This is a genomic window from Blautia sp. NSJ-175 (genome assembly GCF_022867815.1).
In the GTDB taxonomy this organism is placed as follows: Bacteria; Bacillota; Clostridia; order Lachnospirales; family Lachnospiraceae; genus Blautia; species Blautia celeris.
In genome coordinates, this window is sequence record NZ_JALIFQ010000044.1 from 1 (window position 1) to 14,539 (window position 14,539).

A 14,539-nucleotide genomic window follows, 5' to 3' on the forward strand; every position below is an offset into this window, starting at 1 on the left:
GTGAAAATTATACTTATGAACACTTTTTGAACACCTAGACCGTGATGAAGTCCTCAAAGCCCCTTTCTATCAGTATTTGAGATTGGTTAAAACGGTTCGATTCCGGTCTGCGGCAGTAATCAGGAAAGGCTTAAACAAGTAATTGTTTGAGTCTTTTTTGTGTTGTATAACTGCCGCAACAGTGACTACAGAGAAGTTACCTATAGTTGCGTACTATATCAAAGCCATTACTGTATGAATTTCATATCCACACCATTTGCATAGAGCAGTGTGGCACAACTATAGTGTAGATCGTGGATTCTGATACGCTTTAGCCCCGTTTCCTTTGTGCCTGTGTCCGTCTCCCGGATACCGCACCAGCAGAACATGGCTCAGGTAAGCGTGGTTCGTTAAATATTAATAATAGATATGTTCCAGATATTTTTTCTATGGTATGATATAAATATAGAATTATACAATACTCGGCTTAAAATGTTGCGACAGCAATTTATATATTGAGTATACTTTGTTTGAAGGGAGGGAGATTTTTGGATTTATTAACCCGTATGGATTTGGCACTCGCGTATGTGGAGAATAACCTGACAGGTGAGATCGATCAAGAAGTGCTGGCACGAATTGCCTGTTGTTCAATTTATAACTTCTCTCGGATGTTTTCATTTATTACCGATATTTCGCTAACGGAATACATTCGCAGAAGGAGGCTGACGATGGCAGCAATGGAACTGCAGCAAGGTGGCAATATCAAAGTGATTGATCTCGCTTTAAAGTATGGTTACGATTCGCCGGTTTCATTTTCACGCGCGTTTCGAACACTCCACGGGGTTACACCGACGGAAGCGCGCGCTGGTGGTGTAACACTTAAAGCATACCCAAGAATTTCTTTCCAAATTTCAGTCAAAGGAGAGAAAAGAATGGATTATCGCATTGAAAACAAAGAGGCATTTCAGGTTTTTGGCTACGAGGGTATTTTTAATACAGATGGAATAGGTGTGAATGCAGATATTCTGCATGATAACGCTGTACACCCAAACAATCCTCATGAGCTTTGGAATCAAAATTACGTGAACGGTGCATATGAAAAACTTGCGGCAGATGCCGGTGATTTACCTCTGTTTGTCAGCCCCGGCTTATGCAAGGTACATGGGGTATGTGATTATAAACAAACGGAACCCGGGACATTCGCATATATGCAGTGTGCATTCAGAAATAAAAACAGCAAGGTTGACGGATATACAGTTGCGAATATACCTGCGAGCACATGGGTAATATTTCCGTCTGAAAAGTTTAAATGGGATAATGTTGTCGAAGTTGTAAATAACTTGCATAAGCGTTTTTTTTCTGAATGGCTTCCTACCGCTGAATATGAGCAGGTGAATGGTATGAACTTTGAGATTTACGGCGGGGATTCCGATATGGGCTACGTTGAACTGTGGTATGCAGTAAAGAAAAAGGTATAGCAAACGTGAATGGGCTGCTCTGCAATATGTGGGGCAGCCCCAGTTCTCTTTAGAAATTAAAACGTGAATTACTTGCAAAATATAAAGTGTTTTTCATTCCATTAATTACTAAAAATAGTTAAATCATGCACAGATTATAGTTATCTGCACAGATGATGAAACTGTAATAGTTCGATTCCGGTCTGCGGCATGATAAAAAGACCGGCACATTCAGCCGGTCTTTTTGTATGCTTTTAATCATTTCTTCTGTCTTTATCCACAACACATTTAATCACCATGGCTCCGTGGGAGGGCACTCTCATCCGCACAACTCCGCCCTTACAGACATGAATCTTCTTAATCAGGCTATAGCCGAAATCACCGGTCACGATGAGCTGTTTAAAACGCGCTTCCCTGCTCCTGGATATCCCCAGCTCCCAGACAGACAACTCCACCATCTTGGTCTGATCACTGTTGTTCACAGCCACCACAGTTTTTTCCCTGTCCGTAAATCTGCCGTAGCACAAAAGCTGGTAATCATTTGCCAGGAACTTTAAAGAGCCGTCTATCAGCTCCCGGTTCCCCTTGTGAATGGCGATCATGTCCCTGTGGAACTGAATCAGTTCCCTGTCCTCCCGGCCCCAGGGATATGTTCTCCGGTTGTCCGGGTCCGTGAATCCGCACAGTCCGGCTTCATCTCCGTAATAGATCGTGGGTGCACCGGGCCATGTCATCTGCATGACTACCGCTTCCCTGAAAACTGCCTTGTTGATGTCCTGCCCTGCTGCCTCGGAACCCAGATGCGCCACACGGCCCACCTTGTGGTTTGTCCTTGTAAGGAAACGGGAATGGTCATGGTTGGACAGTTCATTCATGGCAGTCATCAGAGACGGTGCATAAAAGCTTGCCATATGATACTGCATGGCACTGATAAAACAGTCGCTGTTGCCATACATCCCCTCACTGTACTCGTCACTGTGCTTTTCCATTCCGGTCAAAAACCAGGTGACCGGCTCCATAAAGGCATCATAGTTCATGACAGTATCCCACTGGTCACCCTGGAGCCAGGATTTTGCCTCACCATAGTGCTCGGCCAGAATAATAGCCTCCGGATTGGCTTCTTTCACATTCTTTCTGAAATCCCGCCAGAACTGATGATTATATTCATTGCTGTGTCCCAGATCCGCTGCCACGTCCAGACGCCATCCGTCCACATTATAGGGCGGTGACACCCACTTCCTGGCAATCTTCATAATATATTCATACAGCATGGGGGAATCCTCGTAGTTCAGCTTAGGCAGTGTATCATGCCCCCACCAGCCGTCATAAAACTGGTTATACGGCCAGTCAAATTCATTGTGGAAACGGAAAAACGTGCGGTAGGGACTATCCCCTGTAATGTACGCGCCCTTCTCGTATCCCTCCTGGTGCTCATATATCCGCTCCCTGTCAAGCCATTTGTTGAAGGAACCACAGTGATTGAACACGCCGTCCAGAATCACCTTCATACCTCTTTTGTGCACTTCCTCCACAAATCTGGCAAAAAATTCATTGCTGGCCTCCAGGTTCTCATAATCAGTCACTCTTTTAATGTATTTGGAGGCATGGGAATTATCCTTGTCGCCCCAGTTCAGGGCATCCCCGCCGTCACTGACGATTTTCCCGTAATGGGGATCAATATAGTCATAGTCCTGGCTGTCGTACTTATGGTTGGAGGGGGAGACAAAGATAGGATTAAAATAAATCACATCTACCCCCAGCCCCTGCAGATAGTCCAGCTTATCCCAGACCCCCTGCAGATCACCGCCGTAGAAATCCCGCACATCCATGGACTGCGGCCAGCGGTACCAGTCCTCCACTCTCTGTACATGCTCGTCAATATAGCAGTATTCTCCTGTCACCACATCATTGGCCGTATCGCCATTGCAGAAGCGGTCCACAAATATCTGGTACATCACCGCGCCTTTTGCCCATTCCGGTGTCTTAAAGCCCGGCACAATGCCAAAGGAATAATGCGGGTCTATCTCCCGCACCACGCCCATCCTGTTGTAATAACAGTTCAGTTTGCCTGTATATATCTCAAAATAATACCTGACTGTCTCAGTGCCCAGGGAAATGTTGGCTTCATAATAGTCAAATCCGTCCTTGGAATCAGCCAGGTCCATTACTTTTTTCTTATCCTCGTATACCAGATAGACCAGATCCACATTGTTTTTCTTTGTGCGGATCCTTACATTTACAACGTCTCCCGGTTCCGGTTCAAAAGGTGTCCTGTAATTTTCTGTCTCATCACTGAACACCGCACGTTTATTGAAAGCAGGACGCATGTTCGTCACATACTCCTGAATTTTCTGTGCATTCTTCATATATTCGTAATTCATAATGCATCCTCTCCATCATTCAGTCGAAAAAGTTGCCGGTCATGGGTCTACTTTCCCATCTTTCATCTATTTTATCCCACTCTTACTGCATATACAACCATTTTTTGAAAACAGACACTTTTATACAAAAAATGACAACTTTTGTATAAATTCCCACAGGAACAAAATATATCCTTCAGAAAAGCCCCGAAACAGCCGGTGTCCTCAGAAAAGTAAAAGAGACAGTCTTACGACTGCCTCTTTTGGAGAAGGTATTTCTTCTTATGGGGTGTAGCAAAAACTATATAATGTATTGGGGGGTTTTTACAGTTATTATAATACCATGCAGCACGGAAAAAGTGTGCACAATCTTAAATAAATTTTTAACGATTTTTTGACCAATTTTACACGCATCAAAAATCGGCATTTCCCATTCTTTCGGAAATCTGTACAAAACCCGCCGCAAAACCTACATTTTAGCTTTCTGCCACCGCATTTTCCTGAAATAACGCCTCGAACTCTTCCCGTCCGATTTTTTCCTTTTCCAACAGCAGCTCCACACATTTGTGAAGAACATCCATATGTGCACTGATCAATTCTTTTGCCTTGCCGTAAGACTCGTCGATGATCCGTTTTACTTCACTGTCGATCAGAGCCGCTGTCTGCTCACCATAATTTCTGGCGTGGGCCAAATCCCGGCCGATAAACACTTCATCTTCATCGGAACCGTAATTGATAAGCCCTACTTTATCCGACATACCAAACTGTGTGACCATGGAGCGGGCAAGCTGTGTCGCCTGCTTGATATCCTGGGAGGCACCTGTTGTCACATCCCCGAATATAAGCTCTTCCGCCACACGTCCGCCCAGGTCCACAATGATGTTCTCCAGCATTTTATTCTTGCTGTTGAACATTTCGTCCTGCTCCGGCAGAGGCATGGTATAACCTGCAGCTCCCATTCCGGTAGGGATAATGGATATGGTATGCACAGGTCCCATCTCCGGCAGCACATGGAACAGGATCGCATGGCCTGCTTCGTGGTACGCGGTAATCTTCTTTTCCTTTTCGGAAATCACGCGGCTCTTCTTCTCCGCTCCGATTCCCGTCTTGATGAATGCCTGGCGGATATCCTTCTGGGTCAGAAAATATCTGCCGTCCCTGGCAGTGATAATCGCTGCCTCATTCATCAGGTTCTCCAGGTCAGCACCTGTAAAGCCCGCTGTAGTCCTGGCGATCTCTTTTAGATCCACGTCCTCGCCGAGGGGTTTCTTCCTGGCGTGAACCTGTAATATCTCTTCTCTTCCCTTCACATCAGGTCTTCCCACGCCCACCTTACGGTCAAAACGACCGGGGCGCAGAATTGCCGGGTCAAGAATATCCACACGGTTGGTAGCTGACATTACGATGATGCCCTCATTGACACCGAAGCCGTCCATCTCCACCAAAAGCTGGTTCAGGGTCTGCTCCCTCTCGTCATGGCCGCCGCCCATACCGGTTCCCCTTCTTCTGGCAACCGCATCGATCTCGTCGATAAATATAATACAGGGCGCGTTCTTCTTGCCTTCCTCAAACAGATCCCTCACACGGGAGGCACCCACACCTACGAACATTTCCACAAAGTCGGAACCGGAAATGGAGAAGAACGGAACGCCCGCCTCTCCTGCCACGGCTTTTGCAAGAAGAGTCTTACCTGTTCCCGGAGGGCCTACAAGCAGCACTCCTTTCGGAATCCTGGCACCTACTTTTACATATTTCTGAGGACTTTTCAGGAAATCCACAATCTCCTGCAGCTCCTCCTTCTCCTCCTGAAGACCCGCCACATCTTTGAATGTAACGCTCTTTTCGCTGTCCACCGTCATCTTGGCGCGGCTCTTGCCGAAATTCATCATCTTGGCATTGCTGCCGCCTGACATCTGCCGGCTCATAAGATTGAACACAAAAATGACCATGATACCCACTAAGATAAGAGGCAGGATGGAAGACATAAAAGTATTGTCTCCGGGTACGTCCCCCACTTTTGGTTTCACACCCTTTTCCTCCAGGAAATCACTTAATTTCTGCACATCTGTTGTGTTGAACTGTTCCTGGTCCCCGCTTTTCAACTCCACACTGACTTTGCCGTAGGGACTTACTTTTTCGGGATGGATATACACTTCCACAACCTGATCATTCTCAACTGCGACTTTGAATTCTGCCTCGCTGTACTCGTTATTCACTGTAAGCTGCCGGCTGAAGAGCCAGTATCCCCCTATGACCAGTACAACGATCAAGAGGACGCTGGGCAGCCAGCTTTTTGCCTGTCTGTTCACGTCATGTTCTCCTTTCACCTTATATCACTATAATTCCACCACACCAATATAAGGCAGGTTTCTGTATTTCTGTGCATAATCCAGCCCATATCCCACTACAAATTCGTCCGGGATATTAAAGCAGACATAATCCACTTTCACGTCCTTCACTCTGCGCTCCGGCTTGTCAAGAAGTGTACAGAGGCGGAGGCTGCTGGGCTTCCTCTGCTTCAGCACCTCTATGAGATAGCTCAGTGTCCTGCCGGAATCAATAATATCCTCCACGATCAGGACATCCTTGCCCTCTATACTCTCATCCAGATCCTTTACGATCCTGACCACACCGCTGGAGCTGGTGTCATCCCCATAGCTGGATACTGACATAAAATCAAGGCTCACCGGAACATTGATCCTCTTTGCCAGCTCACAGGTAAAAAACACGCCGCCCTTGAGCACACAGATCAAATGTACCTGCCTGCCCTCATAATCCCTGCTTATCTGCTCTCCGATCTCACGGATCTTTCTGTCCACATCCTCTTCGCTGATCAGCTGTCTGATTGTCTCACTCATCTTCCATTTCTCCTTTGACCTGTACTTCGATTACTGTTTTTGTCTGCTCGGTAATTTTGTAATATTCACTGATACGGTACCCCACTACCCATACGATGTGGGAACCGTCCGCCAGCAGGGTCAGGTTCTCCCGCTCCTGCCTGGGAATCTTGCAGTCTATAAGATAATCTTTTAATTTTTTTCTTCCTCCCGCCGGGGTGACAGTCAGATAATCTCCGGGCTGCCGTTTTCTCACGGTGAGGTTTCCTTTTATTTTATCATAATCGAACCATTTCGTATACTTTTTTTCAGGAATTTGCTGGTTTTCCCGGGAAAAAACATGGAATTCCAATTCTTTTTCGGGAATTTCCCGTTCTGCGTTTTTATAAAACAGAAGATTGCCGTAGGACTGCTGTACCGTGATGCCATGTGCCAGGGATTTCTGCCTCCCTGTCCTGTGCCCCAGCAGCTCAAGGGCCTCCTCCACATGGACGGAGGTGATGTCTTTTTCCCCTCCCGCCAGATATGCCAGCACGCGCTTTACCACGTAAGCCTGCATGACAGGGTGTTCACCGGAGATCTCCTTTGAAAGGATGATCCCGCCCTCTTTTTCCCCGGCATACCTACTATAAAGCATATCCGCCTGCTGCCCAAGATATTCCTCCACAGATAGAAAAGTTTGCGCGGCCCTGGCAATGTGCTGCGCGGCGCGGGGATTAATTTCCTCAAGCTGCGGCAGGACTTTTTGACGGATTTTATTTCTGGTGTAGGACAGCTCCCGGTTGGTGCTGTCCTCCATCCACGCAATGCCTCTTTTTGTCAGCCATTTTTCGATGCCGCACCTTCCCACACACAAAAGGGGACGGATATAGACTCCGTCCCCCATCCGGCGCACAGGATGGATTCCCGCCAGGCCCGCGGCTCCGCTTCCCCTTGCCAGGTTGTGAAGGACCGTTTCTGCCAGGTCATCCCGGTGGTGGGCAAGTGCCGTGCTTTTCGCGCCTGTCTTTTTACAAGCATCGCCAAACGCCTGCTGGCGCACAGCCCGTCCTGCCTCCTCCACCGTCATATGTCTCTCGGCGGCAATCCGCTCCACATCATAGGAATACACTCTGCAGGGTACGGACAGCTCCCTGCACAGCCTGACCACGTACTCCTCATCCCGCTTTGCCTCACTGCCGCGAAGCTGATGGTTTACATGTACTGCCTGTACGGAAAACGGCACCTTTTTCTGATACTCCCATAACAAAAACAACAGGCACACCGAATCTGCCCCGCCGGATACCCCGGCGATCACCCGGTCGCCCGCTTCTATCATTCTGTACTGTTCTATATAAGAAAATACCTTTTCTTCCATATTTTTTCCTTGGTCCATTGGGTATTTCAGTCCTTTCTTTCTCACTTTTTCCACAGGCCTGCTGCAAGCACTGTCATATCATCACTGGCTTTATACTCGCACTGGGCCAGTACCCGCTCCAGAATCCCTCTTCCCAGGTCCTGTGCTGCTTCTGCGTGGGTCTGCAGGATGATCTCTTTCATGGTATCCTCCGCATTCTCAGGCGGCAGGGCGTCCAGCACCCCGTCTGTCACCATGATGATAAAATCTCCCTCGTAGAGCTTCTTGCTGGTAGATTCATAATCCACCTGCTGGACCAGTCCCAGAGCCAGGCTTGTGGAGGAAATGGCTTCCACCCAGTGGTCTCTCTTGATGAAGGTAGTGGCTGCGCCGGCTTTCAGGAAATGGCACATTCCGGAGTACAGATCCACAATGGAAATATCCACCGTGGAGAATTTTCCTTCCCTGGTCTGCAGATTCAGAACGGAATTGACCATTCTGGCTGCTGTCTCACCGGTAAACCCGGAATCCACAAACTGCTCCAGCATGTCCACCACGTTCTCACTCTCCCGGCAGGCCTCCAGGCCGGATCCCATGCCGTCGGACAGGCACATGAAAAACTGGCCGTTGTCCTCTGTTGTGCACATGTAATTGTCACCGGATATAGTCTCCCTCTCCTTTGTCACCTTCGCCACACCGTACAGCATCTTGAAGTTCACTTCCTCCACAAAACGGATGACCGTGAACTCCCGGGTGATCAGGGTCTTGCCCTCCACCTTGGGGGTCATTCTGCTGCCGCTCATTTTCGAGAGCACTGCCCCGGCCTCCGAGGCGGAGATACAGGCCTGTCCCTTTGCCCGCAGCTCGCAGAAATACTGCAGCTTACCGTCCGGCTGCTCCAGCATCCAGACATTTCTCAAAAGTATATGCTTCTTTTTCAGTCTCTTGGCAAATTCCTCCCGGAACACAGGGTCCGTCTGAACAATGTCGAACAAATCCCTGGACAGCACCTTCATAAGCTGTGCCATCTCTCCCAACTGTTCTGCAACCGCAATCCGGTTTTCCAAAAGTTTATTATTCCACATCAGATTCTGTCGTTCTCTCTCCATTAACCTCTGCATTTCCTGCGTAAGCTTGCCCTGGTTGATGCAGACCCCTGTGAGCTCCGTCTTCGCCACCCTGAGTTTCTCCTCGTCCCCTTCCTCCATAACACGGAAAAGGCTGTAGACTCTCTGGTATGACTGCACGGAATGCTGCTTCCAGCAGATATGGTTTGCCGGGCATGTCTTACACTGTCTCTCTCTAAGTTGTTCCACCAGTTCTTCCAGTTCCCCGCCTGATAAGTAATCTTTACGGTATGGCATGCCGTAAAAGCTGTCTGCAAGTTTCTGGAAAGAACGTGCATAGCGCTGCATTTTCTCTTTCTGTGGATGCTGGTCGTACACCAAAGTGGCTGCACTTTTTTTCATGTCTGAAAAAATAGTTTTTGCCATGTCCCGCAGTATCAACAGGGCGCTGACCACGAGCATGGCAATGATCCATTCCTGCATCTGGTATTACCTCCCCTGAATAAGCAATCGCTATCAAAGGTGTATTATAGATGCTTTTGGCTTCAATCTTTGTCAAAAACACGCTGCAGAAGTGAAAAACTTTTAGACAAAATCCGTTCCTTATTCTTCCTCTTTAAAGATAATCTGATTTCCTTCCACAAGACCCAGTTTGTCCCTGGCCACTTCCTTGGCGTATTCATCTGTCTGCATGTACTTTTTCAGTTCATCAATCTCTTTCGTCCGAGCTTCCTCGTCTTTTATTTTAGCGCTCACTTCGCTCTTTTTCGTCTCGTACTGTGCTACTTTTCCTTCTAATCTGCTGCTTTCTGCCATTAAACCTATAAATAAAACACCTACAACAAACGTCACGCTAACCATGGCGATCTTGTTCTGCAGGCTTTTTTTCTTTTTTCTTCTCATTCTGATTCTTCCTGACTTTTCGTATCGACTTTTGTTTGGATAAGGAAATTTTAACCCCTGACAGCCAAAATTTCAACCTTTTTCTCAGATAGTACAGTGGTTTCAGCGGTATTTTTAATAAACACTTAATCTTTGACAAAAAAGCGGAAAGATACTTCACCAGAAAACCGCTCAGGCCCCAATGATAGATCAGCGCGCCAAGACATATGCCCGCCAGAGCATATACCCGTATGATCCCATCATTTTCCAGATAAATGACGGAGAAAAGAAAAACGCCTGCCACGCACCAGTATAGCAGGTCCTCCAGGCTAACAAATAAATCATTGTGGGATATGACATTCCGGAAAATACGGAGTATATCGTAAGCTGCCGCAAGCAGGACTCCGGCCAGAAAGGTCCTGCAGAAAAACAGCAGCTCCTGCTGCATATATCCGCTCATATTACTTAAAGAGCCTCTTTAACATGCCGTCTCCGCCCTTGGACTTCAGAACCGTCCCCTGGCTGTAGACAAGACTGTCCACCTGGCCTGCTATGTCCACCTCCTGTTTATCCAGATCGAGACGGGTCACATGGAGTTCAGACCCTTTTATAGTCAGCATACCGGCATTTGTGATCAGACTGATCTCCCCGTCATCAAAAGCCACCACATCTTTTACTCCGGATATGCTTCCCGTCTCCCTGTCAGTCATCTGGAGCTTATGTCCGGTCTTCACCTGCTTCTCTTCCAAAATAACAAATCCCCCATATATCTCTCTTAAAAGATTATATGGGGGGTTCAAAAACAATATACCTTTTCCATTCACATTCGGTAATTTCACAGAATGCGGCCGTGCCTAAAGATAGCGGAACAGTTCACTGGCCGCCTCTTTTTTCACAGTCTCCTGTACGTCCAGTATTTCCACACGCACATTCTTGCTGCCGAACTGAATCTCCAGGATATCACCGGCCTTCACCTGAGCGGATGCCTTGGCGGGCTTGTCATTGATCAGGACACGCCCTGCATCGCAGGCCTCATTTGCAACGGTTCTGCGTTTTATCAGGCGGGATACCTTTAAATACTTGTCAAGTCTCATTTTTCTCTTATTCGTTCACAGCGTCTTTTAAAGCTTTGCCTGCTTTGAATTTCGGAGATTTGGAAGCTGCGATTGTCATAGTCTCGCCAGTCTGAGGATTTCTTCCCTCTCTTGCAGCTCTCTCGGATACTTCAAATGTACCAAAGCCGACTAACTGAACTTTTTCACCTTTCTTCATCTCAGCAGTTACAACATCGATAAATGCCTTTAAAGCTGCCTCTGCGTCTTTTTTGGATAATTCTGTTGCTTCAGCCATAGCTGCAACTAATTCTGTTCTGTTCATGAGTATTTCCTCCTAAATGAATTCTCCCTTATTTCTCAATAAGTTTCATAGTCTCATAGGGCTTTTTACCACTTACCCGGTGAAAGCCTACTGTTATTTATACCTTTTTTCCCTGTGTTTGTCAAGCACATACATTACGCTTGCAGGGAATTTTTTTGAATCTTCGGGCAAATACCCCTTTTTACATCATTTTATCTATTAATTCCTTTACAGCCTGTCCAAGTGCAGCGGATTTCTCGTCTGCATCTGCCAGGGATGTACCCTTGATTCCATAGTATAATTTGATCTTAGGCTCCGTGCCGGACGGACGAACGCATACCCATGCATCATCAGTCAAATCATAGTAAAGTACATTGGAGCTTGGAAGTCCGGTTGCCTTTACCTCTTTTGTCTCCATGTCAACAACGGTGTCTGCCTTGTAGTCTCTTGCGGAGGTCACCTTGTACGCACCGATGGCGGACGGCGGGTTCTTTCTCAGGTTCTCCAGGATGGTCTGGATCTTCTCCAGGCCCTCGATCCCCTTCAGGGTGATGGACTGGATATCATCTTTGTAGTAGCCGTATTTGTCGTACATGGCGATCATGGCATCCCACAGTGTCATATTTTTTGTCTTGTAATATGCGGCAGCCTCACAAAGAGCCATAGTTGCCACAATGGCATCCTTATCCCTTGCGTGGGTACCGATGAGGCAGCCGTAGCTCTCCTCAAATCCGAACAGATAGGTACCTTTTCCTGATGTCTCAAATCCCAGGATCTGCTGGCCTATGTATTTGAATCCTGTCAGCACTTCAATGAAGCGGATGCCGTAATGTCTGGCAATGGCTCCTGCCATATTGGTGGTAACAATGGTGGATACCATGGCACCGTCCCCCGGCAGTCCTCCGTTCATTTCTTTTCTCTGGCCAATCTCATAGTCAGCCAGCAGGCAGCCTGACATATTGCCGGTAAGGGTATGGTATTCCCCTGTCTTACTGTCTTTTACACGGACACCCAGACGGTCAGCATCCGGGTCAGTGGCAAGCACCAGATCTGCATCCACCTCTTTGGCAAGCTTTAAGCCCAGGTCAAAGGCCTCATCTGCTTCAGGGTTTGGATAGCTGACTGTAGGAAATTCACCATCCGGCAGCTCCTGCTCTTTTACTACATATACATTTTCAAATCCCAGCTCTTTTAACACGCGTCTTGCAGGAATATTTCCTGTGCCGTGCAGAGGGCTGTACACGATTTTCAGTTCTTTTGCCATGGCTTTGATGGCATCCATGTGGATCACCTGGCTTTTCAGCTCTTCCATATAAGCGTCATCCACTTCCTGTCCGATCACCTGGTACAGGCCGGCTGCCTTTGCTGCCTCCTCATCCATGGTCTTAACAGCGGCAAAGTCTGTGACTTTTTTTACCTCGTCCATGATTCCTGAATCATGAGGCGGTGTGATCTGGGCTCCGTCCTCCCAGTAAACCTTGTATCCGTTGTACTCCGGCGGGTTATGGCTGGCTGTGATATTGATTCCGGCAATACATCCAAGCTTTCTCACTGCAAAGGAAAGCTCCGGTGTGGGGCGCAGGGAATCGAAAATATAGGCTTTTACACCGTTGGCAGCCAGGCACAGCGCTGCTTCTTTGGCAAATTCCGGGGACATGCGGCGGGAGTCATGGGCAATCGCCACGCCCTTGGCCTGACCGTTCACTGCTGCTATGTAATTTGCCAGACCCTGTGTGGTCTTTCTCACTGTGTAGATGTTCATGCGGTTAACACCGGCACCGATCACACCTCGAAGACCTGCGGTACCAAATTCCAGCTCTTTATAAAAGCGTTCTTTCACTTCATTTTCATCATTTTCAATTGCTTTCAACTCTTTTTTGGTATCTTCATCAAAATACGGGTTGGAGAGCCATTCCTCATAAAGCTTTTTGTAGTCCATATTCTACTACCTCCCTGTGCAACGTTGATTTATAGCGGACGTCCTCGGCACCAACTCCTCTATGGCCTGCCGGACCGCTCCTTTATGGGTCATCACAGCCCGCAGCCTGCGTATTGAGCGCTGCGGACAGTAACTATGGAATACATTATACACTATCACCGATGAAAATTCAAACATTGCACAGGGGTTTTCAGAAACTTTATACCGAAATATTTTCGACAAAGTTCATCCAATTATCATGCTGGGCTATGAGTTTCTCCAGTTTTTCCAGGTTTTTCTCGGAAATCCATGCTTTGCTGTGGGAATAGTAGTAGTTTGCCAGCTTCCAGAATTTCTCCGGATAGGCAAAACGGATGCGCAGGTTCTCTAACTCCTGCACATTCATAGGCTTCTCCTCATGATAGGCCAGAAGCATCTGCCGCCCCATCTCCAGGTCCCAGTTATGCTTTTCCAATATTTTGCGCATGAACTGGTAGAGATCCTCCATCTGGACATCATAGTGCCACCGGTCAAAGTTGATGACAGCCGTATTCTGGGCAAGCATCAGCACATTGTGCTGGTTGTATTCCCCGTGGCACACATCCCCTGTCTCCAGGGACCGGCACCGCAGATCCTCATAATCAGAGCAGTTAAGCCTCCTCTGGGCCTCCTCCGCATGCCACAGATAACAGGCAATGCTGTCCAGATACCTGAGCTCAAAATCATTTTTCCGCCGTTTCTGGCAGACAAATTTACGGATCTTCCGCAGCTCCCTGTTTTTCCTTTCATATTCCATGAGAAGCGGTTCCTTGACATAGTGTGTCTGGACCGGCATTTTCATTGTTTTATGTAGACTCGCCAGGGCTGTTACGCTGCGTTTAATGTCTTTCATAGACTGGGTGTCACATTCTCTTCCTTCGTACCACCGCTTTACCACATAGGGTATGTTGTCTTTGTCGGCTGAGACGTATGCGCCTTCCTGGTTAGGAAGAAGTGAATCCACGCTGATCTGATTCCGGGTGCTTACAATCTCCAGAAGCTTAGCCTGATAACCAAGCTTTCTGGGAGAGCCGTTATATTCACGGATTTGAACCAGACCGGCCTGGGTGTCGCAGATGAGTGCACCTCTTCCGCGGTATGTGGATTTTGCTTCCAGTCCGTATTGCTCCAGTACGCTGAGACCCCTATCATACACTTCCTTGTCCCCCTTTACTTTGTGTCCTCTCTATTTTATGCAGGAGATTAGAAACGTAGAAGGCGAAAATATATGCAGGCGGACGACAGCAGGCGGGGAGGGCGGGCGGGGGGAAGGCAGGGCGGCTCCTGGCTCCGTTCCCCTCAGCTAAC

At 47.7% G+C, this 14,539-nt stretch carries 13 protein-coding genes; 1 reads left to right on the forward strand and 12 read right to left on the reverse strand.

Annotation, left to right across the window (positions count from 1 at the left end):
* The first annotated feature begins 527 nt into the window (after positions 1-527).
* Entirely contained in the window at positions 528-1,457 is a 930-nt protein-coding gene (locus tag MUB35_RS29785) for an AraC family transcriptional regulator (RefSeq protein WP_148392074.1), read from the forward strand.
* Positions 1,458-1,690: 233 nt separating this feature from the next.
* Here MUB35_RS29785 and MUB35_RS29790 read toward each other — a convergent pair whose 3' ends face one another.
* The 12 genes from MUB35_RS29790 to MUB35_RS29845 all read right to left on the reverse strand — a co-directional run bounded on the left by MUB35_RS29790 (position 1,691) and on the right by MUB35_RS29845 (position 14,387).
* Entirely contained in the window at positions 1,691-3,817 is a 2,127-nt protein-coding gene (locus tag MUB35_RS29790; protein ID WP_033143646.1) for a glycoside hydrolase family 13 protein, read from the reverse strand.
* 455 nt (positions 3,818-4,272) lie between these two features.
* Positions 4,273-6,105 carry an ATP-dependent zinc metalloprotease FtsH gene (gene ftsH, locus MUB35_RS29795; protein ID WP_033143647.1) on the reverse strand — a complete coding sequence of 611 codons (1,833 nt, stop codon included), beginning with the start codon at positions 6,103-6,105 and terminating at the stop codon, positions 4,273-4,275.
* A 27-nt stretch (positions 6,106-6,132) separates the two neighbouring features.
* Entirely contained in the window at positions 6,133-6,654 is a 522-nt protein-coding gene (hpt, locus tag MUB35_RS29800; protein ID WP_033143648.1) for a hypoxanthine phosphoribosyltransferase, read from the reverse strand.
* Positions 6,647-7,990, reverse strand: a complete 1,344-nt coding sequence (tilS, locus tag MUB35_RS29805) for a tRNA lysidine(34) synthetase TilS (protein ID WP_118594126.1) — start codon at positions 7,988-7,990, stop codon at positions 6,647-6,649. The genes hpt and tilS overlap by 8 nt, the downstream gene beginning before the upstream one ends.
* Before the next feature lie 41 nt (positions 7,991-8,031).
* Entirely contained in the window at positions 8,032-9,519 is a 1,488-nt protein-coding gene (locus MUB35_RS29810; RefSeq protein WP_033143649.1) for a SpoIIE family protein phosphatase, read from the reverse strand.
* A gap of 120 nt (positions 9,520-9,639) precedes the next feature.
* A complete protein-coding gene (locus tag MUB35_RS29815) occupies positions 9,640-9,939 on the reverse strand; it encodes a septum formation initiator family protein (RefSeq protein WP_186971126.1) in 300 nt (99 codons plus the stop codon).
* Complete coding sequence (gene yabQ / locus MUB35_RS29820) at positions 9,890-10,378, reverse strand: spore cortex biosynthesis protein YabQ (protein ID WP_033143650.1); 489 nt, start codon at positions 10,376-10,378, stop codon at positions 9,890-9,892. Before yabQ ends, MUB35_RS29815 begins: the two co-directional genes overlap by 50 nt.
* 1 nt (position 10,379) lies before the next feature.
* Positions 10,380-10,667, reverse strand: coding sequence for a sporulation protein YabP (gene yabP / locus MUB35_RS29825; protein WP_033143659.1), 288 nt, complete (start codon positions 10,665-10,667; stop codon positions 10,380-10,382).
* A 105-nt stretch (positions 10,668-10,772) separates the two neighbouring features.
* Complete coding sequence (locus MUB35_RS29830; RefSeq protein WP_033143651.1) at positions 10,773-11,012, reverse strand: RNA-binding S4 domain-containing protein; 240 nt, start codon at positions 11,010-11,012, stop codon at positions 10,773-10,775.
* A 7-nt stretch (positions 11,013-11,019) separates the two neighbouring features.
* Positions 11,020-11,295, reverse strand: coding sequence for an HU family DNA-binding protein (locus tag MUB35_RS29835; protein WP_018593723.1), 276 nt, complete (start codon positions 11,293-11,295; stop codon positions 11,020-11,022).
* 181 nt (positions 11,296-11,476) lie between these two features.
* On the reverse strand, positions 11,477-13,213 hold the full coding sequence (locus MUB35_RS29840) for a phospho-sugar mutase (RefSeq protein ID WP_033143652.1): 1,737 nt from the start codon (positions 13,211-13,213) through the stop codon (positions 11,477-11,479).
* 199 nt (positions 13,214-13,412) lie between these two features.
* Positions 13,413-14,387: a CotS family spore coat protein gene (locus MUB35_RS29845; RefSeq protein WP_033143653.1), complete on the reverse strand. Its 975-nt coding sequence runs from the start codon at positions 14,385-14,387 to the stop codon at positions 13,413-13,415.
* Positions 14,388-14,539: the final 152 nt, after the last annotated feature.